General features: G+C 37.0%; 28 protein-coding genes and 1 pseudogene. 12 read left to right on the top strand and 17 right to left on the bottom strand.

What is annotated here, in order from left to right:
- The first annotated feature begins 238 nt into the window (after window positions 1-238).
- Window positions 239-818, top strand: a pseudogene (locus IGJ39_RS06075) (helix-turn-helix domain-containing protein).
- Between the two features lie 91 nt (window positions 819-909).
- On the opposite strand, the gene IGJ39_RS06070 reads toward IGJ39_RS06075, so the two are convergent.
- The 4 genes from IGJ39_RS06070 to IGJ39_RS06055 all read right to left on the bottom strand — a co-directional run bounded on the left by IGJ39_RS06070 (window position 910) and on the right by IGJ39_RS06055 (window position 2,685).
- Complete coding sequence (locus IGJ39_RS06070; protein ID WP_019723287.1) at window positions 910-1,356, bottom strand: GNAT family N-acetyltransferase; 447 nt, start codon at window positions 1,354-1,356, stop codon at window positions 910-912.
- Window positions 1,357-1,596: 240 nt separating this feature from the next.
- On the bottom strand, window positions 1,597-1,719 hold the full coding sequence (locus tag IGJ39_RS06065; RefSeq protein WP_019723288.1) for a hypothetical protein: 123 nt from the start codon (window positions 1,717-1,719) through the stop codon (window positions 1,597-1,599).
- 29 nt (window positions 1,720-1,748) lie between these two features.
- Entirely contained in the window at window positions 1,749-2,207 is a 459-nt protein-coding gene (locus tag IGJ39_RS06060) for a GNAT family N-acetyltransferase (RefSeq protein ID WP_019723289.1), read from the bottom strand.
- Window positions 2,197-2,685, bottom strand: coding sequence for an ASCH domain-containing protein (locus IGJ39_RS06055; protein WP_066025949.1), 489 nt, complete (start codon window positions 2,683-2,685; stop codon window positions 2,197-2,199). The genes IGJ39_RS06060 and IGJ39_RS06055 overlap by 11 nt, the downstream gene beginning before the upstream one ends.
- Before the next feature lie 251 nt (window positions 2,686-2,936).
- On the opposite strand from IGJ39_RS06055, the gene IGJ39_RS06050 reads away from it, so the two are divergent.
- Window positions 2,937-3,440 carry a hypothetical protein gene (locus IGJ39_RS06050; protein WP_019723291.1) on the top strand — a complete coding sequence of 168 codons (504 nt, stop codon included), beginning with the start codon at window positions 2,937-2,939 and terminating at the stop codon, window positions 3,438-3,440.
- Between the two features lie 258 nt (window positions 3,441-3,698).
- Here IGJ39_RS06050 and IGJ39_RS06045 read toward each other — a convergent pair whose 3' ends face one another.
- The 6 genes from IGJ39_RS06045 to IGJ39_RS06020 form a co-directional block, all read right to left on the bottom strand.
- Window positions 3,699-4,112, bottom strand: coding sequence for a hypothetical protein (locus tag IGJ39_RS06045; RefSeq protein WP_019723292.1), 414 nt, complete (start codon window positions 4,110-4,112; stop codon window positions 3,699-3,701).
- Window positions 4,113-4,170: 58 nt separating this feature from the next.
- Window positions 4,171-4,335, bottom strand: coding sequence for a hypothetical protein (locus IGJ39_RS06040; protein ID WP_019723293.1), 165 nt, complete (start codon window positions 4,333-4,335; stop codon window positions 4,171-4,173).
- 1 nt (window position 4,336) lies between these two features.
- A complete protein-coding gene (locus IGJ39_RS06035; protein WP_019723294.1) occupies window positions 4,337-4,501 on the bottom strand; it encodes a hypothetical protein in 165 nt (54 codons plus the stop codon).
- Window positions 4,502-4,836: 335 nt separating this feature from the next.
- A complete protein-coding gene (locus tag IGJ39_RS06030) occupies window positions 4,837-5,262 on the bottom strand; it encodes an IS1096 element passenger TnpR family protein (protein ID WP_081308350.1) in 426 nt (141 codons plus the stop codon).
- 324 nt (window positions 5,263-5,586) lie between these two features.
- Window positions 5,587-5,925, bottom strand: a complete 339-nt coding sequence (locus IGJ39_RS06025) for a metal-sulfur cluster assembly factor (protein WP_019723739.1) — start codon at window positions 5,923-5,925, stop codon at window positions 5,587-5,589.
- 248 nt (window positions 5,926-6,173) lie between these two features.
- On the bottom strand, window positions 6,174-7,103 hold the full coding sequence (locus IGJ39_RS06020) for a YitT family protein (protein WP_080570510.1): 930 nt from the start codon (window positions 7,101-7,103) through the stop codon (window positions 6,174-6,176).
- Window positions 7,104-7,277: 174 nt separating this feature from the next.
- Here IGJ39_RS06020 and IGJ39_RS06015 point away from each other — a divergent pair, with 174 nt between their 5' ends.
- On the top strand, window positions 7,278-7,772 hold the full coding sequence (locus IGJ39_RS06015; protein WP_019723741.1) for a YajQ family cyclic di-GMP-binding protein: 495 nt from the start codon (window positions 7,278-7,280) through the stop codon (window positions 7,770-7,772).
- 58 nt (window positions 7,773-7,830) lie between these two features.
- On the opposite strand, the gene IGJ39_RS06010 is transcribed toward IGJ39_RS06015, so the two are convergent.
- The gene (locus IGJ39_RS06010; protein ID WP_019723742.1) at window positions 7,831-10,179 is read right to left on the bottom strand and encodes an ATP-dependent DNA helicase; all 2,349 of its coding nucleotides are present in this window, start codon (window positions 10,177-10,179) and stop codon (window positions 7,831-7,833) included.
- A gap of 315 nt (window positions 10,180-10,494) precedes the next feature.
- Between IGJ39_RS06010 and IGJ39_RS06005 the strand changes: the two genes are divergently transcribed.
- From IGJ39_RS06005 to IGJ39_RS05995, 3 genes are all read left to right on the top strand, one after another.
- A complete protein-coding gene (locus tag IGJ39_RS06005; protein ID WP_010735633.1) occupies window positions 10,495-11,121 on the top strand; it encodes an MBL fold metallo-hydrolase in 627 nt (208 codons plus the stop codon).
- Window positions 11,122-11,144: 23 nt separating this feature from the next.
- The gene (locus tag IGJ39_RS06000; RefSeq protein ID WP_019723743.1) at window positions 11,145-11,849 is read left to right on the top strand and encodes a histidine phosphatase family protein; all 705 of its coding nucleotides are present in this window, start codon (window positions 11,145-11,147) and stop codon (window positions 11,847-11,849) included.
- Window positions 11,850-12,001: 152 nt separating this feature from the next.
- Entirely contained in the window at window positions 12,002-12,835 is an 834-nt protein-coding gene (locus tag IGJ39_RS05995) for an undecaprenyl-diphosphate phosphatase (protein WP_066025946.1), read from the top strand.
- 115 nt (window positions 12,836-12,950) lie between these two features.
- On the opposite strand, the gene abc-f is transcribed toward IGJ39_RS05995, so the two are convergent.
- Both abc-f and IGJ39_RS05985 read right to left on the bottom strand, forming a co-directional pair.
- On the bottom strand, window positions 12,951-14,534 hold the full coding sequence (abc-f, locus tag IGJ39_RS05990; protein WP_195339582.1) for a ribosomal protection-like ABC-F family protein: 1,584 nt from the start codon (window positions 14,532-14,534) through the stop codon (window positions 12,951-12,953).
- A gap of 111 nt (window positions 14,535-14,645) precedes the next feature.
- A complete protein-coding gene (locus IGJ39_RS05985) occupies window positions 14,646-14,780 on the bottom strand; it encodes a hypothetical protein (RefSeq protein WP_019723122.1) in 135 nt (44 codons plus the stop codon).
- A 261-nt stretch (window positions 14,781-15,041) separates the two neighbouring features.
- Here IGJ39_RS05985 and IGJ39_RS05980 point away from each other — a divergent pair, with 261 nt between their 5' ends.
- The 6 genes from IGJ39_RS05980 to rpsT all read left to right on the top strand — a co-directional run bounded on the left by IGJ39_RS05980 (window position 15,042) and on the right by rpsT (window position 18,480).
- Window positions 15,042-15,374, top strand: coding sequence for a PadR family transcriptional regulator (locus tag IGJ39_RS05980; protein ID WP_019723123.1), 333 nt, complete (start codon window positions 15,042-15,044; stop codon window positions 15,372-15,374).
- A complete protein-coding gene (locus IGJ39_RS05975) occupies window positions 15,371-16,327 on the top strand; it encodes a permease prefix domain 1-containing protein (RefSeq protein WP_019723124.1) in 957 nt (318 codons plus the stop codon). Before IGJ39_RS05980 ends, IGJ39_RS05975 begins: the two co-directional genes overlap by 4 nt.
- Window positions 16,328-16,707: 380 nt before the next feature.
- Complete coding sequence (locus IGJ39_RS05970) at window positions 16,708-17,163, top strand: DUF441 domain-containing protein (protein WP_010735644.1); 456 nt, start codon at window positions 16,708-16,710, stop codon at window positions 17,161-17,163.
- 70 nt (window positions 17,164-17,233) lie between these two features.
- On the top strand, window positions 17,234-17,359 hold the full coding sequence (locus tag IGJ39_RS05965; protein WP_010735645.1) for a hypothetical protein: 126 nt from the start codon (window positions 17,234-17,236) through the stop codon (window positions 17,357-17,359).
- Window positions 17,360-17,554: 195 nt separating this feature from the next.
- Window positions 17,555-17,824 (top strand): hypothetical protein, encoded by a 270-nt coding sequence (locus IGJ39_RS05960; RefSeq protein WP_010735646.1) that lies wholly within the window; start codon window positions 17,555-17,557, stop codon window positions 17,822-17,824.
- Between the two features lie 401 nt (window positions 17,825-18,225).
- Window positions 18,226-18,480, top strand: coding sequence for a 30S ribosomal protein S20 (rpsT, locus tag IGJ39_RS05955; RefSeq protein WP_010735647.1), 255 nt, complete (start codon window positions 18,226-18,228; stop codon window positions 18,478-18,480).
- A gap of 112 nt (window positions 18,481-18,592) precedes the next feature.
- Here the strand turns inward: rpsT and holA are convergent, their stop codons facing one another.
- From holA to IGJ39_RS05935, 4 genes are read right to left on the bottom strand one after another with little or no spacing between them, the layout of a single operon-like run.
- Window positions 18,593-19,639, bottom strand: a complete 1,047-nt coding sequence (holA, locus tag IGJ39_RS05950; RefSeq protein WP_029594021.1) for a DNA polymerase III subunit delta — start codon at window positions 19,637-19,639, stop codon at window positions 18,593-18,595.
- A gap of 36 nt (window positions 19,640-19,675) precedes the next feature.
- On the bottom strand, window positions 19,676-21,952 hold the full coding sequence (locus tag IGJ39_RS05945) for a DNA internalization-related competence protein ComEC/Rec2 (RefSeq protein WP_019723127.1): 2,277 nt from the start codon (window positions 21,950-21,952) through the stop codon (window positions 19,676-19,678).
- Entirely contained in the window at window positions 21,945-22,427 is a 483-nt protein-coding gene (locus IGJ39_RS05940; protein WP_019723128.1) for a ComE operon protein 2, read from the bottom strand. The genes IGJ39_RS05945 and IGJ39_RS05940 overlap by 8 nt, the downstream gene beginning before the upstream one ends.
- 19 nt (window positions 22,428-22,446) lie before the next feature.
- Window positions 22,447-23,091 (bottom strand): helix-hairpin-helix domain-containing protein, encoded by a 645-nt coding sequence (locus tag IGJ39_RS05935; protein ID WP_029594023.1) that lies wholly within the window; start codon window positions 23,089-23,091, stop codon window positions 22,447-22,449.
- Between the last annotated feature and the right edge of the window lie 76 nt (window positions 23,092-23,167).

Genomic DNA, 23,167 nt, shown 5'->3' with positions numbered 1-23,167 from the left:
CAGGATTAAGTGTATGATATCATAAATTCAAGGGATCGTTAGTTTATTAAAAAAAAACGTATGGTTTTTAATAAAGCAATGATCCGCCATTTACATACCAAATAACCAAGAATACTGACAAAACAGCATTTTAAAGCATGTCAAAGAATTTTTACATGCTAAATCTGGCAATGACAAAAATCTTTGATCGTCGATTTTGACCTCTTCGATCACACTGAGATAAGAAGGAGCGGATACTATGGACTTAAGTCATCAAATAAAAAAATATCGCAAACAACTAGCTTTCTCCCAAGAAGAATTAGCCGAAAAATTATATGTATCAAGACAAACGATTTCAAACTGGGAGAATGAACGCAGTTATCCTGATATTCATAATTTATTATTGCTGAGTGTCCTATTTGACGTTTCTTTGGATGAATTAGTCAAAGGAGATGTAGAAAAGATGAAAGAAAATGTTACCCTTACTGAACTGAACAAATATACCAAAATCATGCTATTTTTCATGCTTCTCACCTTGATTTCAGTAGGCCCATCCTTATTTTTACCCGGTAATTGGCGATTAGCTTTTCCCCTTGATCTTTTGGATTGCCAGCATGTACGGCGCAATAAAAGTTGAGGGACTCAAAAAACAAGAGAATATCAAAACCTACAAAGAAATCGTTGCATTCATGGAAAACAAAGAAGTAGCACCTCTACGTAAACAAAGAAACAAGGTCAGAAATCGGATCGAAAAAGTAGGCATCGTCATTTTGTTTGGACTCATTTGTGGAGTGATCGCATTGCTCGCAAGTCTGCCGTTTATACTTCTTGATCGCTAGTAATCCCATAGAAAAAACAAGATCCACCTTCAAAGATTGATCTTGTTTTTTTACACCTAGGCGTAGGTAGACTGCCCATGGTTTGTAGTCATTAAATCTGTCTATTTCTTTCCCACACCATGAGGTATTCTTTCTCACCCGTCGATTCATCCATTTGTTCATCCACTTTTCTAAAGTCATTTTTATAGTAGAATCGTATTGCTCCTTTATTTTTACCATAAACATGCAAGCTTATTCGTTCTTTTTCTTTTTTAGCAGCTTCAATCAATTTTTGTCCGATTTTTCTATTTTGATATGTTGACTCTACAAAAATGCCAGCTAAATAAGATTCATCTACGATTCCCATAAAACCAACAATCTGACTATTCATTTCACAATAATAAATTTCTGCTTTTGGCAATTCTCTTTTCAACAACGCTTTTTTCTCATACCAATATTTCTCATCAATAAAATCATGTGTCCTGATATTGGTCGTTAACCAAATAGTTAGTAGCCGGTCCATTATCTCTTGGTCTAGTTTCTCCACTTTTTTAATCATCTCATTACTCCTGAAAACTTATAGTTATTCTTCATACCACTTCAAACGATCATTTAGATTGCCCGTATGGATGTCTACTGCTACCCGCGAACGTCCTTCTTCAATTTTGAGGTCTAGAAGACGAAGTTGTTCTTTATATCAAAGAAGGTGTTCCGCAGAGATTTGAAAAATCAATAGGATTGTAGGTTTCGAGAAGCTTTGTCTGCTTATCTTCCATCAATGCCACCCACAGATCACCGATCAATAAGAATGTTTCTGGAAATAAGGAGTATTGTTTTCCTTACTCGAATACACTTCTTTTGCATCAAAGATCTCCGTAAAGACTTCTGTCGAACATTTACGACCACGAACGACAACTGTCATGTGCGAGAGTTCCAACTTCGCTTTCTTTTTTAGTTAAGACTTTTTAGCATTACCAAACATGGATTCCATTCATCCCATAAGGTTGGGAACACTTCTAGCTCAACAAACCCCATCCTTCGATAGAATCCAATCGTCTGATCATAGATAGCGTAATGCCCTTCGGCGACCGTTTTCACTTGTAAAAATTGGTAATGTTCTCTTGCATAGGATTCTAGTTCACCTAGTAATCGCTTACCTAATCCTCGATGATGATAGGCTTTTTTTATCCCCATACAATAGATCTCACCGGTGGCTTTACTTGTTTCTTTTAAACTGATAAACCCTATTGATTCATTTGTTTCTTGCAAGACCCACAACGGATATTTTTGGCAGTTCTCGATGTATTCTTGTGTCGAATCTGGCAAGCCAAACCATTCTGGCAAATCATTCAAGACTTCTTGGACGATTTTTTTCTTTTCTATTGCTTCTTCTACTAAATCAATACGCATTGGTTTCCTCACTTTTCGGCAAATATCGATCAACAAGTTGGAATCGTTCAAAGACGATTTTTGTTTCTTCATTGAGCAATAGTCCATGTTCTTCATAGTAAGGTTGGAAATAATTGTAATGTCCCTTTTGCCAATACATAAGAGATAAGTCGCCTTCACCTTCTGTAGCTGCCAGTTCTTCGGTGATTTCTTTCCAAGGTAGGATCAACACTTCGACAGTCTGGATAATGCCTATCGGTACTTTAGAGCTATTCACAACGACGGAGTAGTCACCAACTTTAGGTAATGGTTCGTTATTAATTTGATAAAGCTCATACCCTGAGCTTGTCCCTGTTTTCTTCCCTTCCAATACCAGATCTGCTAATTCATCTGCGTGTTCTTTCGTATTTCCAAAAGCAAAAATTTCATATAATGATGCTTGTGGCACACCATTTTTTAAGCAAAAGCTTTCCCAATATTTTTGTGCTTCTAGGTTCAATCTGTCACCAACTTTCTAATTGATAGTAAATCAAGTGTACCAAAAATAGGAAAACTAAGCCATTCACACTCAATTTTTTACAACTCCGATAGTCAAATTTATAGTTGCTCACCAACTTCACTTCTTAAATACAAGAAATAAAAAAAACTAGATTCACTTTTTAGAGAATCTAGTTTTGTTTTCAGGATGAAATGGAAAATTAGACATCCACTTTGTTACAATAAATGCAACCAAAGAAAAGGAGAAAATCCATGGAACTTTATTTCAAAGAGTTTTTATTGATCACGCAAAAATTAAACAAGCAGCAGATCACTCCGCTACTACTAGGTTCATTAGGCTTGTCTTACTTAACAGATATCGACTGGCAACCAAGAGACATTGACATCCATGTTCCTGGCGATCCACGGGGTTGGGAGGCACCCGATAAAGATCGCTTGCACAATTGGCAAAGCATCATGAAAATTATGGAAACGTTGAATTACCAACTAGTTGATTTACACGAACATGAATTTGCAAAAGATTCTTATACCATCCAGTTTGGCAGCATGGACAGTCTTCTCGCCTTTGCAGGTATTCCACTTAATGAACTCTCTCTAATCAGGATCGATGACTGTTCCTTTTACTTACCTACAGCGGAACAATATTTGAAAGTATATCAACGTTCTGCTAAAGATAGTTACCGTGCAGAGAAAAATAATCATAAGGATCTAGCAAAGATCAAGTATTTGGAAAAGTACTTAGATGGGAATACGTAATAAGTGGTTTTAAAAGATTGAGTTATTTTTACTTATAATCAAAATGTTTAATTAGGTATTGCATCAAGTCTATTCATTGAATCAAAGACTCTCTTATCAATTTTTTAATCAATCGCTAAGAGAGTCTAAGATCCTATTTTTGATTTATTTTTATATCGATAAACAAACAAGCTATATGTAATCAAAAAAATTCGTCTAGAAGAGAGAAGCTATCATAAAAAATGATGTACTCTTAATTAATTTCTACGTATTTATTTATCAATCAAATGAGTTTGGCATTGAAAGCACCATCAACTGCAACTCTTGTCCAATTTGTGATGTAAATGTTTCTCCAATTTCACGAAATCCAAATTGTTTATATAAATCCATCACCTTAGGAATACAAATACTATCAAGTATTATTAATTTTCCTCCAATTGATCTTCTAACATCGTCAACAATAAGTATAGCTTCTTCAATGATTTTTACTCCTGGAAATTCTTTAGAAAAATAATCATTCTTTGCGACATGAGCAATTAAATAAGACGGTGCAACACCTACCTTACTCGGCGATTTTCCGTTAAATACTAATTTCTTTTTCTCTTTTATTTCAAGCTTGCTAATATCTAAATCTTTGATTGCTAACGTAAAAAAACCTAAGAGATGTTCTTGTGTTTCGTCTTTAAAAATCAAGTACGTCCTTGTCGCATGATAAAGCTCTTTTTGTATGGCATCATGTTTTAAAATTCAGTCATTTCTGAATTGTTTCCACAAAAAAAGAAGATTCTACAAAGTTCGAAAAGCGTTCTCTTACCTTCTTTCTAAGAGCTTTATTTCCAATCTCAATTTCCTCTTCTTTAATTACTTCAACCAGCATTTTGATCTTTTTACTTAATGAAATCACAGTATAGTCCATATTATTTTTTTCTCATCCAATTAGGTACTTGATCCTTGTTACTAATACGATCACTAGATTTCTTTTCTAATAAGTCATAGAATTTTTTTGTAGGATGCGTATTTTCAATAATTTTGACATCTTCATTAGATAAAATAATTGGACGTTCCAAACTTATGTTTGCCATAAATACCGACTCCTTATTATTATTAACTACATGATAGATTATATTATTTCTTCGCAGTAATTTAAATACGTTACATACAAAGTACACACGTTATCCCTAACGATACTTAAAATTTTAAGCAGAGTTTCATTGATCGGATAAACATTTCTGTCATCTTCCATTTAAAATTTGGTTATCTCTAAACTAAAAAGTGTCACATAATTAGTAAAAAACAAAATGATTTTTTTTGAACTGTTTTATTCACTTTCATATAGTAGTACTATCTAAGACAAAAAAAGATTCAACGATTTTGAAACATAATCACTCATATTCACTCTTTTGGCGTTTATTAGAAATCACTCAAAAAAATTGAAATATTGTTCAGGTGGTTCTCCCACACTTTTTAATACTTCATAGCCTCCTTCATCATCTTCAATGACACGTAACACTTTGCATTGAAATCTCCAATCATCACCAAAATCAAAGACAAACTTGAATTTATCTCCTTTTTTCAGACCGAGTTGATAAAGTTTATAGTCACAGGTATGAAGGTATTCGTGTCCCATGTCAACTTCTGCCATGTAGTAACATTTATTTCCACTCCAAGCAGAATTGTCCATAAAAAATGCATGTGCGTGATCATTGATAAAATCAAATGAATCCAAGATAATTTCAGCAAAATCTTCAAGTGTCTCATCTGTTGACACACTAATGTGCCGATAACAACCTGATCCTATTGAAATACTAAATACAATTGCTTGATTGTCTTTTTGAGAAATCATTTTAATCCAACCTTTCTAAAGTAACCAAAAATTTTATAAGTTAACAACCTACCCGTTCTATGTACAGGTTTTTACATCAAAATTGATCATGAGAATAGCTACTATAACTATTATATCGTTTGTAAGAGTGAAAACGTACTAATTTATTTATTTTCGATTACATTAAAGTTTGCTAATTTTCGTCTGTATCGTTCAACTAACCCAACATTTTTCATAATAAAAAACTCTTTAATCAACTTTTCAAAAAAGTTGGTTAAAGAGTTCAACGTTTACTTCATCATTCGTTATATTACAGATCCGATCTACCTTCTAAAGAACCATTACCTAACGAATCCCAAGCGCAATTCGTGCATAACGACTCATTTTATCGGTCGTCCAAGCGGGATACCAGACTAATTTGACTTCTGCTTTCGACACTTCTGGCACTTCTTTTAGTGCATCATGGATCGATTCAGTCAAGATATCAGCTAACGGACAGCCCATCGTTGTCAAAGTCATTTTAACAACGGTATCTCCATTTTCAGGGTCAAATTCGATTTCATAGATCAAACCTAGGTTCACGATATCGATTCCTAGTTCTGGGTCAATCACCATTTCTAACGCGGTGAGAATTCGCTCTTTGATTTCATCTACTTCTTCAGCAGACCATTTTTGTTCACTCATTCTTCGGATTCTCCTTCTCACAATTTTTGTTTATCATACCTTTTTTTAAGAGGTTTGTAAATATTCATTTGGGTAGCAAGGTCTGGACAGAAGTCTTTCACCTCAAGAACTAAGGTAACAGCTACGCAAATTGTTTTTCGAATTTTTTTATAGATCCTCTTAGTTCCTAAGAAGTTACTTCTTTTTCCACTAGTTATTTGGTTCAAAGGTGACAAACAAGGGGGTAGATTTGTTTGTCTATCACTTTTTTATTTGTTTTTCGCCTTTTTAGATGCATGTTTGATTTCAGGAAGAACCCCTGTTGAACGATACATTTTTTGTTCGTTCTCATTGGCAAAGCGACCAAAAACGGAATGCGTTGGTAAAATATTGATGAACGCATCTTCGTCGATCTCATGGACGATTTGATCAAGATCATACATTTCGTAACGTGTGATGACCATCATGATCATTTTTCCTTCACGTTTTGAATATCCACCAACTGAAGGTAAGAGAGTCATCCCCCGAACCATGCGTTGCGCAATTTCAGCAGTCACTTCTTCTGGTTTCACAGTGACAATCATGGCGGTCACTTTTTGGTGACTCGTATGGATCGCATCGATGACTTGAGTCATTGCATAGATTGAGATGATTGTATACAAAGCACTTTCCCAATTAAAGAGGAAGCCAGCTGCTACGACGATAATGCCATTTAAAATCAGCATATAGTTTCCTACGGTTTTCCCTGTCGTTTGAGAAAGAACCAATGAAATGATGTCCATTCCACCAGTCGTAAAACCCATTTTCAGAGAAATACCGACGCCGACGCCAAGTAAAACACCACCGACTAATGCATTCATCAGTATATTATCTGTTACCTGTCCTGTCGGTAAAACTGTCGTCATGACTGACACACAAACAACGTTGATGAAACTAAGTACAGTTGCGCGTTTTCCGACTTTTAAAAAGCCTAATATAAATACAGGAATATTCAATAGAAAAATAAACGTTCCAGTATCGACATCTATATGGACCCATTCAGATAATAGTGAAGCAATGATTTGGGCGATCCCGTTCATTCCTGCAGAAAAGACGTTGGCTGGAATCAAAAAATAATTCAATGCCACCGCTGCAGACAAACCGGTCATCAAGATAACCACTATTTTCTTAAGATTTTCGTTTCTTTGATAGACAGTCATGAATCTGCTCACAAGCACCTCTCCTTTTCAAGTTTATTCCAAATGTAAGAATAACAGTTTCTTCCAGAAAATAAAATAGCGACTACTTAAATGAGAAGAATTTTAGTAAAGATGTCACAAAAAAAATAAGCCTATGCTACAATAAAAGAAAACCGAATGAACGAGGAGGACATTATGGCAAAAGATGCAAGTTTTGATATCATTTCAGAAGTATCTGTTGAAGAAGTAAAAAATGCAATCCAACAAACCACGAAAGAATTAACTAACCGTTTCGATTTCAAGGATTCAACGGTTGAGATCAAGTTAGAGAATACAAATAAATTAGTTGTGCTAAGTGACGATGAATTTAAAATCGAACAAATCAAAGATGTTTTGTTTGGAAAATTGAATAAACGCAATGTGCCAATCAAAAATATCCACTTTTCTGAAACGGAACACGCTTTAGGTGGTAAAGCACGCCAATCTGCTGATCTAGTCAATGGGATCGACCGCGATAATGGCAAAAAGATCACGACCGCGATCAAAAATGAAAAACTAAAAGTGAAAACACAGATCCAAGAAGACCAGATCCGAGTAACTGGTAAAAATCGCGATGATCTACAAGCTGTGATCGCACTTTTAAGAAAACTAGACTTGCCGATTGAATTGCAATTTACAAACTACCGTTAGTTCATGGGTACTATTGAGATATCACTAAAAAAGGACAAGCATTTTGCTTCGTCCTTTTTTAGTGGTCTTGCCAAAACTGATGGATAGTTTGTGATAATGCCTCAACTGTTCGAACTTCTTTTGCTTGGTGCCAATGTGGCGGGAAAAGTTTACGATAATTTAACGAGGCAAAGCGTTGATCGGCTAAAAGCACAATGCCTTGATCTTCCATATCTCTGATTACTCGCCCAGCTGCTTGCAATACTTTATTCATTCCTGGTAACTGGTAAGCATAAGCAAAACCTAGCTGTTCTTTTTCATCATAGTAAGATTTGATCAACTCTTGCTCATGATTCATTTGTGGTAAGCCCACACCAACGATCATACTACCAATCAAGCGTGATCCGCGTAGATCGATTCCTTCTGAAAAAATGCCGCCAAGTACACAAAAGCCTACTAATGTTTCTTGCGGTTCGACTATAAATTCTGCTAAGAAATCTTCTCGTTCTTGTTCATTCAACTTGGTTCCTTGGATAAGTGTGCGAGTCGAAGGGTAAGTTTCTTTGAACACTTCGGCGACTTGGTCCAAATATTGATAGGAAGGAAAGAAAATCATATAATTGCCCTTCTTCCCTTGAATGAAACGTTGAATCGTTTCGACTAAACGTGGCATACTATGCTCTCTTTTGCGATACGTCGTTTCAAGATAACTTGCTATAAGTACTTGTTGATTCTCAATTGGGAATGGACTAGGTAAGCGATACGCTAAACTCTCTTTGCCCCCTAATGTTTCTTGATAATAAGAAAGTGGTGAAAAACTCGCAGAAAACAAAAGACTACTCCGTCCTTTATTCAACGATTGTTCTAAAAATAAACTAGGATCGATGCAAAATTGCTTCACGATCAAATCATGGTAACTTTTCTCTACAGTTGTTTCATAGTGATCGTCATAGAATTCACTGATTTTTAAAAAATGATTCAAGTCAAAATAAAATCCTAAAATTTGCTCTTGCATCGGATGCTCAGGATATTCAGCCAACCATTCTTGAATAAATTCACCGAGTTGAAACCCTGCGTTGATCAATGAATCTGCTGGGGCTTTTTGGTGATGATAGTTCCATCCTTCTTCAAGAGCAATTTCTTGGATCTGATCAAAAGCTTTTAAAAGACGATTCCATCGACGACGTAGTTTTTTAAATTCCTTCGGGATCTCTCCATAGACTTTACGTGCTTTTCCATAAGATAACTCAGCAGAATACATTTCTCTTGAACGATTGACTAAATTGTGTGCTTCATCGATCAAGAAAAGATGATCTTCATTTTTCTCTTCATCAAAAAATCGTCTCAAGTAAACCGTTGGGTCGAAAAGATAATTATAATCCCCGATGATCACGTCACACCATAAGCTGACATCTAAAGAGAGTTCAAATGGGCATAAGGTATGTTTCTTCGCGTATTTCTCAATTACCTCGCGAGTTATTTGGTTTTCATGATTCAGTAGATCCCATAACCCTTCATTGATTCGATTATAATAGCCATTGGCATAAGGACATTGATCTGGATTACACGTGGTCTCATCTAAGAAGCAAATCTTATCTTTCGCTGTCAAGGTCACACTTTTTGTCTCAGCCCCAACATCTTTTAACGCTGCTAACGCATCTTCAGCCACCTGTCTCGTAATAGTTTTCGCGGTTAAGTAAAAAATACGTTCTCCTTCATCTTCTCCGATCGCCTTTAAGGCTGGAAATAATGTAGAGATCGTTTTTCCAGTACCAGTGGGGGCTTCCGCAAACAGTTTTTGTTTTGTCCGGATCGTTTTATAGGCAGCAACTGCCAGTTCCCTTTGTCCTTTACGATACTCTTCGTATGGAAACTTTAATGCCATCAATGAGGCATTACGTACCGTACGCCAATTTTCCTGAAAAATCAGCCACTCTTGGTAATCCTCGGTCAGTTTTTTAAAAAACACTTCCAGTTGTTCTCTCGTCTGATGTTCCACTTTCCGTGTGATCACTTCTTCTGTGGTTTGATAATAGGTTAGCTGGAGGTTGATCTCCTCTAAGTTGTTTTCTTGACTATAAATATAGGCATACACTCTTGCTTGATGAAAAAACAATTCGACTTGTTCGGGTTCTAAATCTTCAAAGCGTGGTTCCGACGTTTTAATTTCGTCGATGTGGTACACGCCATCTTTTTTGAAGATACCATCTGCTCGTCCTTCAACGATCAGTTCATAAGGATCAAGCTGTACACTGGTTTGTAAGAACACTTCTTTTTGATACTCTTCGCCTGCTTCTTTTTGGAGCTTGCGGTGGATTTTTGCACCTTCCAAGGCGGTATGATTACTTTTCTTTCGATTATCGATACTTCCGCGACGCAAGATGAACTCGACTAAGTGACGGACGGAGATTTTAGATTTTTTCACCATGGTCGCCTCCTTCTTGTATTAGAGTACCGCAAAATAGACCGTTTCGCAAAAAACAAAAACACCCTGCTCGGATAAGCAGGGATATAGGATATAGAATTTGGATTTTTGGATACACTCAATGTAACAAGAGTAAATGAAAAATCAATGAAAATTTTCTATTCTTCCGTTTAAAATTTTTAAACACTTTTCATATAATCTGACAATTCAGATAACTGATGTTATAAAAGTAGACACTTTTGTTTCTGATCCATATTTGCGTTATACTTATATCGAACGATAGAAGAAAGAATTTTTAAAAGTTGGAGGTTTCCTTTTATGCATGTTTTACAATTAAAAACTGGAACAATCGAGGAAAACTGTTACCTTGTCTACAACGACGAAGCGCTTCTGATCATTGATCCAGGAGCTGACGCTGAAATGATCCAAGAACAAATCAAGAAGACCCAGCAACAACCTGTCGCTATTTTACTAACGCATACGCATTACGACCACATTGGCGCTGTCGAAGCATTGAGAAATACCTATGACATCCCTGTCTATGTCAGTCCACTAGAACAAGAATGGCTTGGAGATCCCATCTTGAATCTCTCAGGACTTGGTCGCCATGATGATATGGATAATATCATTGTTTCTCCTGCGGAATATGAATTTGAAATGAAACAATACCGTCTTGGGAATATGTCATTTGAAGTCGTTCCAACACCTGGTCATTCAGCCGGTAGTGTTAGCTTTATTTTCGATGACTTCGTGATATCTGGAGACGCACTCTTTAAAGGGAGTATCGGACGCACCGATCTCTACACCGGTAATTTAGAGCAGTTACTCTATAGCATCACGACACAGCTTTTTGTTCTACCAAATGAATTTGTGGTCTATCCTGGCCATGGAGAACCAACAACGATTGAACACGAGAAAAAAACAAACCCATTTTTTAACGCTTAATCAAACTTAGGAGGTCGTTCAACATGAGTGAAACAACCCTGTATATCGTCCGTCATGGTAAAACAATGTTCAATACGATTGAACGTGTGCAAGGCTGGTGTGACACACCATTGACGAAACAAGGACAAGAAGGTATCCATTTTTTAGGTAAAGGTCTAAAAGATATCGATTTTTCTTACGCCTATTCAAGCGACAGTGGTCGAGCAATCGAAACAGCACGGATCGTTTTAAGCGAACATACAAAAGGGAAAGAAATTCCTTACTTTATTGATAAACGGATTCGTGAATGGTGTTTTGGTTCGCTAGAAGGTGGCTACGATATGGAGATGTGGGGTGTCATTCCTCGTGTACTAAATTTTCAAACATACGATGAGATGTTCACCACAGATGTTACCTTTGAACAAATCGCTAATGCCATCTATGAGACGGATACTGCTGGCTGGGCGCAACCTTATGACGAATTAAAAGAACGTGTCTGGTCAGGTTTTGAAGATATCGCCCATCAGTGTGAGAAGAACAATGGTGGCAATGTTTTAGTCGTCTCCCACGGCCTAACGATTGCTTTTCTTCTTAGCTTGATCGATCCTTCTCAACCAGTTCGTGCTGGATTGTTAAATGGTAGTGTCACAAAAGTAACCTATAAAAATGGTCGTTTTTCAATTGAAAGTGTCAACGATACCAGTTATATCGAACAAGGAAAACAACAGACAAGAGAATCCTTTATGTGATGACTCGTTGAATAAGTACATTGAAGTCTTATGATTTCAATGTACTTTTTTGAACTCCTTTATTTTTGTATTAATCTCAAAGAAACAATTTGGCTTTGGAAACAAAGAACGGTATACTAAATGTTGTATTTTAATTGGGAAGGAAGGAATTTATGTTTTTTGCAAATATCATAAAAGCAGCGATTCTCGGAATCATTGAAGGAATCACAGAGTGGCTGCCAATCAGTAGTACAGGACATTTGATCTTAGCAGATGAATTCATCAAGCTTGATGCGAGTTCACAATTCATGTCGATGTTCAATGTCGTGATCCAATTAGGAGCGATCTTAGCCGTCGTTGTTTTGTATTTCCACAAGTTGAATCCTTTTGCGCCAAGCAAGTCCTCCATCGAGAAAAAAGATACGTGGGTTTTATGGTCAAAAGTACTTGTTGCTTGTGTGCCAGCAGCTATTATTGGTTTATTATTGGACGATTGGTTAGATGCCCATTTTTATAAATTTTTACCAGTAGCGATCGCCTTGATCGTTTACGGTATCGGCTTTATCATTGTTGAAAAACGAAACAAAAATAAAACACCTCGTTGGTCAAACCTGAATGATTTGACTTTCCAAGCAGCGATTCTGATTGGGGCTTTCCAAGTCTTGGCTTTGATACCAGGGACTTCACGCTCCGGCGCTACGATCCTTGGAGCAATCCTGATTGGTGCTTCCCGCTTCGTTGCCACTGAGTTCTCATTTTTCCTTGGCATTCCAGTGATGTTTGGTGCCAGTGGATTAAAGATCGTGAAATACCTTGCTGATGGCAACAGCTTCCAAATGGAAGAAACAGTTATTCTTTTAGTGGGTACTGTAGTTTCATTCATCGTTTCGATTTTTGCGATCAAGTTCTTGATCAACTACTTGAAACGTAATGACTTTACTGTTTTTGGCTGGTATCGTATCATTTTAGGAATCATCTTGATCGGTTACTGGTTTATCGCAATGTAATTTGATATGCTCATCGCAAACCAGCTAAATGATTGGTAAGCACAACAACAAAACAAAATAGTAGTAAGCTCACGCATCGCTGAGCTTACTACTATTTTTTATATACTTTTTTGAGCTAAAATGAATGATCCTCATACAATAGCTTTTTGATTTTTTTATCTTTCACTAATAATATCTGATCGAAATTCTTTCGCAAGAAATAGCGATCATGAGTAACTGCTAAAATAGTACCGGTAAATGTAGACAATAATTCTTCGATTTCTTCTCTTACATAGATATCCAAGTGATTGGTTGGTTCATCTAGGATCAATACATTGATTTTCTTTTGGAACAGTTTCAAGAGGTGCAGCCTTACTTGTTCTCCGCCAGAAAGATCTTTGATCCTTTTAGCGACATCCCCACTAAAGAATCCAAAATTCGCTAATACTTGTCGTGCTTTCTGTTCATCAGGTATCAGGTACTTAGCATAATTCAATATCCGTTGTTCTGGTTGATCAAACGTTAAGCGTTGAGGTAAATAGCCAATTGACAAACTTTCGCCAGTTTTAATGGTCCCTTCATCTACTCCTATTTCCCCCATCACTACTTTTAATAGCGTTGATTTCCCAGAACCATTCTTACCTAATATGGCGATCCGCTCACCACGATAGATCATAAACGAACTATCTGAAAACAAACATATGTGACCTACTGTTTTCTTTATATTTTTGGCAACCAACACTTCTTTCCCCGACAGATCTTCTTGACTGATCGTAGTTAGTTTTTTGCGGGGGACCTTAGGCGCATTGATCAGTATCATTTTTTCTAATCTACGCTCGATTTCTTTTGCTTTTTTAAAGAATGCTTCGTTGTCTCCTTCATTCCCCCATTGGCGATAGCGTCGTATCATTCCTTTCAATCGTTTGATTTCTTTTTGCTGAAGTTCATGATTTTTTTGAAGTTCCTGTATCCGTTGTTTCTTCAACGTCATGTATCGACTATAATTCCCCGAATATTCGATTATCTGACCGTCCTCGATCTCCATGATTTTTTTGACTACATTGTCAAGGAACGCACGATCATGGGAAATCACGAGGAACGCACAATTTGTCAATCTTAGATATTCTTCTAACCATTGTACGGAGTCGAGATCAAGATGATTGGTTGGCTCATCTAATAGAAGAACATCATTTTCTTGTAATAATACTTTGGCTAATTCTACTCGAATACGTTCGCCTCCGCTTAATTGATCAAGTGTTGTTTCAATTTGTTCTGCAAGGTCTAATCCTTTCAAAACACTCGTGATCCGATCTTCTAATCCATATCCGCCCATCGTCTCAAATCGTTGCTGCAAGTCGCCATATACTTTCATGATATGGTCCAGATCTTCCGTTGCGATACACATTTTTTCTTCATAGTAAGTGAGTTGTGTTTGCATTTCTTGGATGTCTTTGAAGCTTTGATACACATAGTCAAAAGTAGCGATTGAGCCATTTTCCATTTTCTGTGGAATATAACCAATCGACAGCCCTTTTTTCCTACTAACTGTCCCTTCATCAACACCTTCAGACCCGATCAACATTTGAAGAAGAGTTGTTTTCCCAGTGCCATTTTGTCCGATCAATCCGATTTTGTCTTGCTTATTGAGTGTGCAACTCAAATTCTCAAAAAGAGGTACGCCACTATAATTTTTACTGATCTTATTCGCTTGAATATACATTTTCTCGCTCCTTAAGACCAATCAAAAAAGCCATGAAAAAATTCATGACCTGTTGTTATTTCATTTATCTGGTACTTAGCTAAAAATGGAATAAACATATTGAATGGTCATTTATTTTTGATTGATTTTTCTATTTTTAAGCGCACTGATGCCTTGGATAGAAAATACAAAAATAATTGCATGACTAAAGCTAATATGATATCTAGAATAATCATCTGTTTCTGTTATTTTAGTCAAGCTGCCCATTAAATATGTCCCTCCTTTTCACTATATTTATATCAATTGTACCAAATCACTCATAAAAGCTCAAATGAGACTAAAAGAAATAAACATCTAGACTGAACATTGCTACATTTCTACATGTATTGTCTCTAGTGATCGATTTCTACCAAAAAGACTCAGACCTAAGACTGAATTCTAAGTAATTCATTTTATTTACTTTACCTGTCGTAGTAATTGTTTTATAATTATTACGACAGATGTAGTAATTATGAAGGAGGCGATCGAGTGATATCAAGTGATGCAATTCGTGGGTATAATGATGCCATCATCTTATCGATTCTTTCCAAAGAAGATTCCTACGGGTACGAAATCTCTAAACAGATTCGCGAGGGAACTGATTCAATGTATATCATCAAGGAAACAACCTTATACTCCGCGTTTACACGCCTAGAAAAGCAAGGGCTGATCCTTTCTTATCCTGGCGAAGTCACCCATGGCAAGAAACGAACGTATTACCGAATCAGTAGTGCTGGGAAGAAATTATTAGAAGAAAAAAAAGACGAGTGGCAGCAAACAAAAATCGTTGTTGACCGTTTTCTACAAGGAGGAGAAACATGAAAACCATTAAGGATTATCTAGATAGTTTATTTTTAAATGTACCGAATACACCTGAAACAAAAAAAGCCAAAGAAGACCTATTGGCAATCATGGAAGATCAGTATCACGGATTATTAGAAGAAGGAAAATCAGAGCATGAAGCCATTGGTGCAGTCATCAGTGAATTTGGTTCTATTGATGAGATCCTCCAAGAATTGGAACTTTCTCGGTCCTCTTTTGACGAAGAAGTCTGGGAAAACGAGATTGAACTCGATGAAGTGATTTCATTTTGGAACCAAGTCCGTCGTTTCTCCCTTTTTCTTTCAACTGGAATTGCTAGTTGTATCTTAGCTGTAGGAATGCTCGTATTTTTTGCTAATGGTATTAGCGAGATCATCGGCTTTCTGGCAATGTTTCTTCTAGTCGCTTTAGGCGTTGGTTTGATTATTACTACAAGTTTGAGCTATTCAGCTAGTAAGAAGAAACTAAATGATCGTCCCTATTCACAGCAAGTAAAAATCGAAGCAAGACAACAAACAGAAGCCTATGCGAAAAGTTTTCGAGTAGGATTAGTTTTCGGTATCATTCTATGTATCCTTGCGGTCACACCTATCTTGACGAATAGAGCCTTTGGCTTACCGATTGGATTTGCTTTATTGCTTTTCTTTGCTTCCGTGGCACTCGGCGTCTTCTTTATCGTCTACGTCAGCATCATCTACACTTGGTTTTCAAAAGTCGCTGAAGGCACGTTCTTCATCTCAGATGAAGATGAGCCAGGACCACGAGCGTCTCAACACATGTACGGAGACTCAGCAGAAGCGATTCGTTTATTTGAACGTTTATACTGGCCGGGTATCTTCATCGTTTACATGGTTTGGTCCTTTATGACTCGAAGCTGGGCTTACTCTTGGCTCATCTTTGTACTAGGCGGTGTATTAGAAGACTATTTTCTTGAAAGATTGAAACGTAAATAACTTCTCAATTTAGTCGAATCATCCGAGGGATTTCGGTATGATTCGACTTTTTTATTTGTCGATTTTTTCTAACTAGAAGATTCTGTCATGTTTTCCACCACATTTGTTGCCTTATTGACCCATTTCCCTTTTGCGACATCAGACAGTTTATTTGTTACTTTTTCACATCAAGTATACATGATAAATCAGACACTCTATTCTTCACCTCATAAAAACATGGTTTGATATCATCAACGTAGGTATTTTTCTCATTTTGCCTTTTCGTCTAATTCTTCGTACCTTTTTGTTCCTTCTATATTCGATCAAATATTTTGCTAATGACTCTTTTGCATCGTATTAAAAAAATGGTATGATGAATAATTAGAAAGTGAGGTTTTTTGATGGAAAGTTGGTTATTTCTTGGGTTGATCATGCTGGTAGCCGTCCTTGCTAAAAATCAAAGTCTGATGTTAGCGACTGGTTTTATTTTACTTGTTAAGTTTATTCCTGCATCAAAAGATTTTTTGACATGGCTCCAAGGGAAAGGAATCAATATTGGCGTGACGATCATTACTGCGGCGATTTTAGTGCCTATTGCTACAGGTGATATTGGTTTAAAAGATTTGCTTGATGCGTTCAAATCACCTATGGGTTGGGTCGCGATCTTCTGTGGCGGCTTAGTTGCTGTATTGTCGTCTAAAGGCGTTGGCTTGATCGCGACAGATCCACAAATCACTGTGGCTTTAGTTTTTGGAACGATCTTAGGCGTTGTCTTTTTAAAAGGAATCGCAGCGGGCCCTGTGATTGCTTCTGGAATCGCCTATTGCATTCTCCAATTGTTTTCTTTTAATAAATAATGATGCATCTAGTGGTTGAGAAAAGGATAATTTTTTTGTTCGTGGTATACTAGTTTTGAGGTGATCGCATATGCAAAAACTAAAATATTTCTTTGGGACTGTTGGATGGTTTTTATTGGCTGTTCTATTGATTATTGGATTGACCTACTTACTATTTCCTGATTTGATCCAAAACGTCTTTGATGCCAATTTTTAATATACGTAACTATTTTTTCAATTATCTATAAAAAAAGTCGGAAAACTTGAAAGATCTTGGGATTATTCAAGTTCTTTCGGCTTTTTTTTGGCTTGGTGCTTCTTTTTTGTTATACTAAGTGTAAGTGTACCTCTTTTATGCAGGAAATTTTAAAAGAAGTGCGAAATGTTTGATTTAGAAGAAAGGAAGACGCTCGTGGAAACTTTTGAAGGTCTTTTGATTGATACGTATGTTTTACAAGAACAACCAATGATGTTGACTGGTTTGAATCTCCAACTTGAAGATCGGGTAATCAATTGTCTAATTAAAGATCGCTACTTGGCAAAATATGTTTTACGTTTACCTTTAAACAAATATGTATTGGAAGTTAGCGGAAAATGGAATCGTCGAAATCAATTAGTCATCAAACGAATGATGATCAAAAACATCGATGAATACATCAAAATCATTGGAACACCCGAATAGCTCCTTTTCATGCATTCTAATTAGTTATAAAATAACTAATCTATGTTAACGTTATGATTCATTGATTTGAAGCAATCGTATCCCTTTTCAAAAAAAACTTTGCAAACGGTTGACTTTGTTATATACTATTTCAGTACCAAACATCCCATTCAATTATTTATTTACCAAGATAAATTAAACCACGTTTGGTTAAGCGCTCGTTGTCTCCCACAACAGCGCTTTTTCTTTTGTTTTTTTGTTTTTCTGCCACTCATAAATCCATGCTCTCTGATATTTCTTACGTGTTAAGGAAAAAAACTTGTCATGTTGATATTGCAATGCGCGCTCGCATTAGGTATAATAATGAATGTTGAATTATGCGGTAACACGCGTAAGAACTTTACTTATCGGAGGTGAAACAAATGCCAAACATTGAATCTGCAATCAAACGTGTTCGCACAAGCGAAAACGCGAATGTAAAAAATTCATCTCAAACTAGTGCTATGCGTACTGCAATCAAAAAATTTGAGGATGCTGTAGCTTCAGGTGCTGACAACGTAGATGCGTTATATAAAGACGCTGTTAAAGCGATCGATATGGCTGAAACTAAAGGTCTTATCCACAAAAACAAAGCAAACCGCGACAAATCTCGTTTAAGCAAAAAAATCGCTAAATAAGGAAATCGGCCACGGCCGGTTTTTTTATTTGCTTTTCTATACACAAACACACAGTTCTTCGCTAATCCTTCTGATCACCGACAAAACTGTGTGTTTTTTGTTGCGATTGTCTTTACTTGTTTTTTAGTCTTTCAGCTGCCTGAAAAACGAATAATTGAAAACTCAATTTCTTTTCGATTTGCCCACTTTTCACTTGATAGTCCATCTCGACTAATTGGTCGAACAATTGGACTAATGTTCGTTCATCGAACTTTCTGACTTCTTGCATCGCCAATTTTACCCGATAGGGATGGATTTTCAAAGTTTCCGCAATGTTTGCTTGTTGGTACCCGATTTTGACTAAAAATTTCGTTTGGAGATACAATCGTAGTTGGGAGAGTAAGATTGCATTGATCTTGATGATCTCTTCCCCTTGTGTGACTAAATCTTCAAATAATCGCAGGGTATGTTCCGTATCTCCAGAAAGCATATATTGTGTCATGTCAAAGATATTATGTTCCAATGTCTTAGGCACTAATTGTTCGATTTCTTTCGCAGAGATTGCTGATTGATTCTGTCCATATAACATCAATTTATCTAATTCTGCCATCATTTTTGATAAGTCTAAATCAGTCAATCGTAAAAAAAGGTCGATTGCTTTACGATCTAGAGTAAGCGGTGTATTTTCTAATGTGTTCAATAAATACTGTCGCACTTCTTTTTCATTCAATTGCTGAACATTGATCGATATCGCCGTTTTCTTCAATTGTTTCGTAACTTTTTTTCGTTCATCTAATTTTTCATAAGGCGCAAAAAAGACGAGTACGGTTGATTCAAGCGGTTCTTTTAAATAGTCTACTAAAAGATCTGTGTTTTGTTCGATACTGTTGCTGTTTTTTTCACCCGTCAAAAAATAAGGGTTTTCGACAAAAACCACCCGTTGATCACCGAAAAACGGTAAGGTTTCTGCTTCAGCGATTACGTCATCGATCGTTGCTTGAGTCATATCAAATCGCAGAAAATTAAGGTCATCTTCTCCTGATATTTGTATTTTCTTGAGGATTTCTGTACGCACTTGGTCTTGTAAAAACTTCTCCGTTCCTAAAACGAGATAACAAGGTGCGAGCTTATCTTTACGTATTTTTTGTAGTTCAACTTGGATACTCACATCTCTCACCACTTTCCAATTTATCCTATCACGAGAAAACAAAAATTGCTAGTCTATCATTTTCTGAAGTTGGCCATTTTTGGTCCAAATAGGATGCCAATAAAAAGTGATCGCCCCATTTTTGTCTGTCCGATAAACTGTACTCTCTAAGCTTTCCAACGTGTCAAGGACTTCAGGATGAGGATGGCCATAGCGATTGTCAAGCCCGTTAGATAAGATACTGATCTTTGGTTGCAAAGCAGCCAAAAACATAGGATGACTCGAACTACGACTCCCATGATGTCCTAGTTTCACGACCTCCGCCCTTAATGTTGGGTAAGCATTCAACAGGTCGAGTTCCCCTTCTTGATCTAAATCCCCCAGTAATAAAAAGCGCTGCTTCTTATATGCGAACCAGAGAACCACTGAATCTTCATTTTTTCCTTGCCCTTCTTTACTTGGCATCAAAACGTACAAGTCAAAGCAAGCAGATATTCGATCTCCTTGCCTGACTTCCATGATCTTGGTTCCTAACTGACTAATTTTTATCAATCGTTCGCGAAACTTTGGTTCTTTGGCAGCGCCCCAACCAATGTAAATTTCTTTGATGGTGAAATGTGACGAGAGTGTTTCTAATTCCCCGATATGATCAGTGTCATTATGTGTGAGAAATAGTTTTGTAATCGTGGTGATCCCTTGTCCTTTTAAATACGGAACGATATTATTTTCTGCATAAGGACGAGTAATACGTTGCTGCCACGCTTCTGTTTCAACATTTAATCTGCCCCCAGTATCGATTACAATCACTTCTTGTTTCATCGGACTTTTTAGTAGGATACTGTCGCCTTGTCCGACATCGATAAAGGTGATCGTAGTCGAGGCATCAAGTAATGGTATCAAGAAATAACTGAGGAGGAGTGATAATGAATAAATGATTGTTTTCCATGGGGGAATCGTTACGCTCTCAAACAAAAGTAAGAGGACGACAATACTCAATAAAACGAAATAAAAAGCGGGTTGCCCGATTGTCAGTGTGGAGAAATCAAAAAAAGAGAGGAAGTCTTCAAAGAGCATCAAACACGATTCGAGGATTTCTAATAAAGACTGCGGAAGGATGTTGCCTGCTAAAAAGAGAATGATCACCCCTGGAAGAAGGACGTATTGGAATAATGGAATGCCAAGTGTCGTGAATAAGCCACCTAAAAACGACCACTCATAGAAATACCAAGCACTTAAAGGTAATTGAATTGCACTTGTTTGGAATAAATAGAATAAACGATTGTTCCAACCTTTTGATGAGTGAGAAAATGTCATAAATAATAAACTCATCCATATACTTAATTGCGCACCCATTTGAAGCAGGATCAATGGATCGAACAATAAAAGCAACCATAGATTCAAAGAAAAGCAATCAAGCGTAGATAGTTTGATTTCTGCCAATTTAAGTATAAGCTTCAAAATAAATAAGCTCCCTGCTCTAACCACAGAAAATGAGCCTCCAGCTAATAGGATATACCCCCCTGTAAGCAATGTCAGTGGAAGAATCGTAATAGACAAAAGACAACCACTTCGTCGAAAAAGATAATACAAAAATCCTAAATAATAGTGGACATGCATCCCAGAAACTGCGAATAGATGCAGTAATCCAGTGGCTTTAAAAATTGATTCGGACTCGCGAAAAGAAGCATCACGATAACCGTAAAGTAACGCGTTAATATACATTCCTATTTTTTCAGGATAGCGTTTTTTTACATAATTGATTGCTTTTCCACGGAGGTCACGAAATAGAGTCCACCCTCCCCTTGTTGAAGGCAGGACTTCGAAATCAGTTCCAAGGAACTGACCACTAGTTCGTGATCCCTTCAGATATTTGACCGCATCAAATGCATAACGATTACGCAACGATTCGGATGTTTGATAACTGCCAGTTACTCGAAGTTCGATCGGATACCCGCGAAAGTCTTCCCATTGGTGTGCTTCTGCTTTTGTTTTGGCTTGATAACTTAGCTGGACTTTTTGTTTTGTGGGGATTCTTCGCGCCTCTACAGTCAACCAGTCGCCATTCCGTTGAATTGTATCGGTCATCAATAAAAACTCTTCAGTTGTTCTTGTGTGATCAATCGAGGGAACCTCTGAACGAAGACAAGCCAACCAGACTGTCAGACTGCAAAAACAACAAAGATAGATCACCGCTTGCTTGTGTTTGAATAGTACCAGAAGAAAAAGACCAGCAACGATCAAGCGAGACAGATCATGCTCCTTATAGTAAACGAAACATAAAATGACCGAAGACATTGCTGGTAAAATCAAGTAATTACGAACTTGTTCGCCAAATTGTTTAATCAAGCTCTCCTGTTGACTCTTGTTGAAGTTTAGCAAAATATTTCATATCTAAATTGACTTGATGGACGGATGCATCTAATTGGGTAATCAATGACTGTGCATAAGGGTCATTGCGATAATCATGCAAGTAGTGGATTTTCCTGATTCCTGCTTGAAGCAATGCTTTTGTACATGCCAAACATGGAAAATGGGTGACATAGATCTCTGCCCCTTCTGTAGGAACTCCGAGTTTTGCACATTGGAGTAACGCATTCATTTCTGCATGGATCGTTCGTAAACAGTGACCATTCACGACATAGCAACCTTCGTCGATACAATGAACATCCCCACTCACTGCGCCGTTATAACCACCCGCAATGATTCGTTTTTCTCTAACTAATGTGGCACCTACTTCTAATCGTGTACATGTACTTCTTAATGATAATAATACGGCTTGTGCCATAAAATACTGATCCCAAGGAATTCGTTCATTGCTCATATTTTGTCACCTCATTGGTTTATTCTATTGTAATTGTAACGAAGTTTTTCAGTTTTTCAACTGTCTTTTCGCCAAATCCCGATATTTCTTTCAAACTTTCAATTGTTTGGAAGGAACCGTTGGCTTCGCGATAATTGATGATCTCTTGTGCTTTCATTGCCCCGATTCCTGGAAGCTCCTGTAATTCAGCAAGGCTGGCAGTATTAAGATTGACTTTCTTTTCCTCTGTCTGTTCTTTTTCCTCTGCGAACTGAGGCATCTCTTCCCCAACTTGGGGAATATAAAGCACTTGTTGATCCGAAACTTTTGCAGCAAAATTGATTTGTTTTTCATCAGCGTGTGCAGTCAATCCTCCTGCTTTTTCAATGATATCAAATACACGTTCCTCGTCTGTAAATGCGTATATTCCTGGTCGATGGACATTTCCTTTCACGTCTACATACATGATTGGGTCGTTTGTCGTTGTTTCGGTTGTCGCAGTTTTTTGGTAACTATCCGAGCTTGTCGCAGTTATCAACGGTATGTTACTAGATTCATGGATCTTAGTTGGAGCGATCTGACGGTATATGACCACTCCTACGATCATACTAACTGATACACTGCATATAAAAAATAGAATGAGGCGTTTTGGCGAATCAAAGATTTCTTGAACTATTTTCTTCATTGGTATTCTTTGCTATTTCATTTTCCTTTCTAAAAAATAGTGAAAAAACATCTACACTGCGATGTTCCTTCAATAT

This window comes from Enterococcus sp. AZ140 (assembly GCF_051714405.1).
Taxonomy (GTDB): domain Bacteria; phylum Bacillota; class Bacilli; order Lactobacillales; family Enterococcaceae; genus Enterococcus_B; species Enterococcus_B pernyi.
Note: the sequence above shows the minus strand (reverse complement) of the source record. Positions and strands in the feature narration are given on the sequence as shown.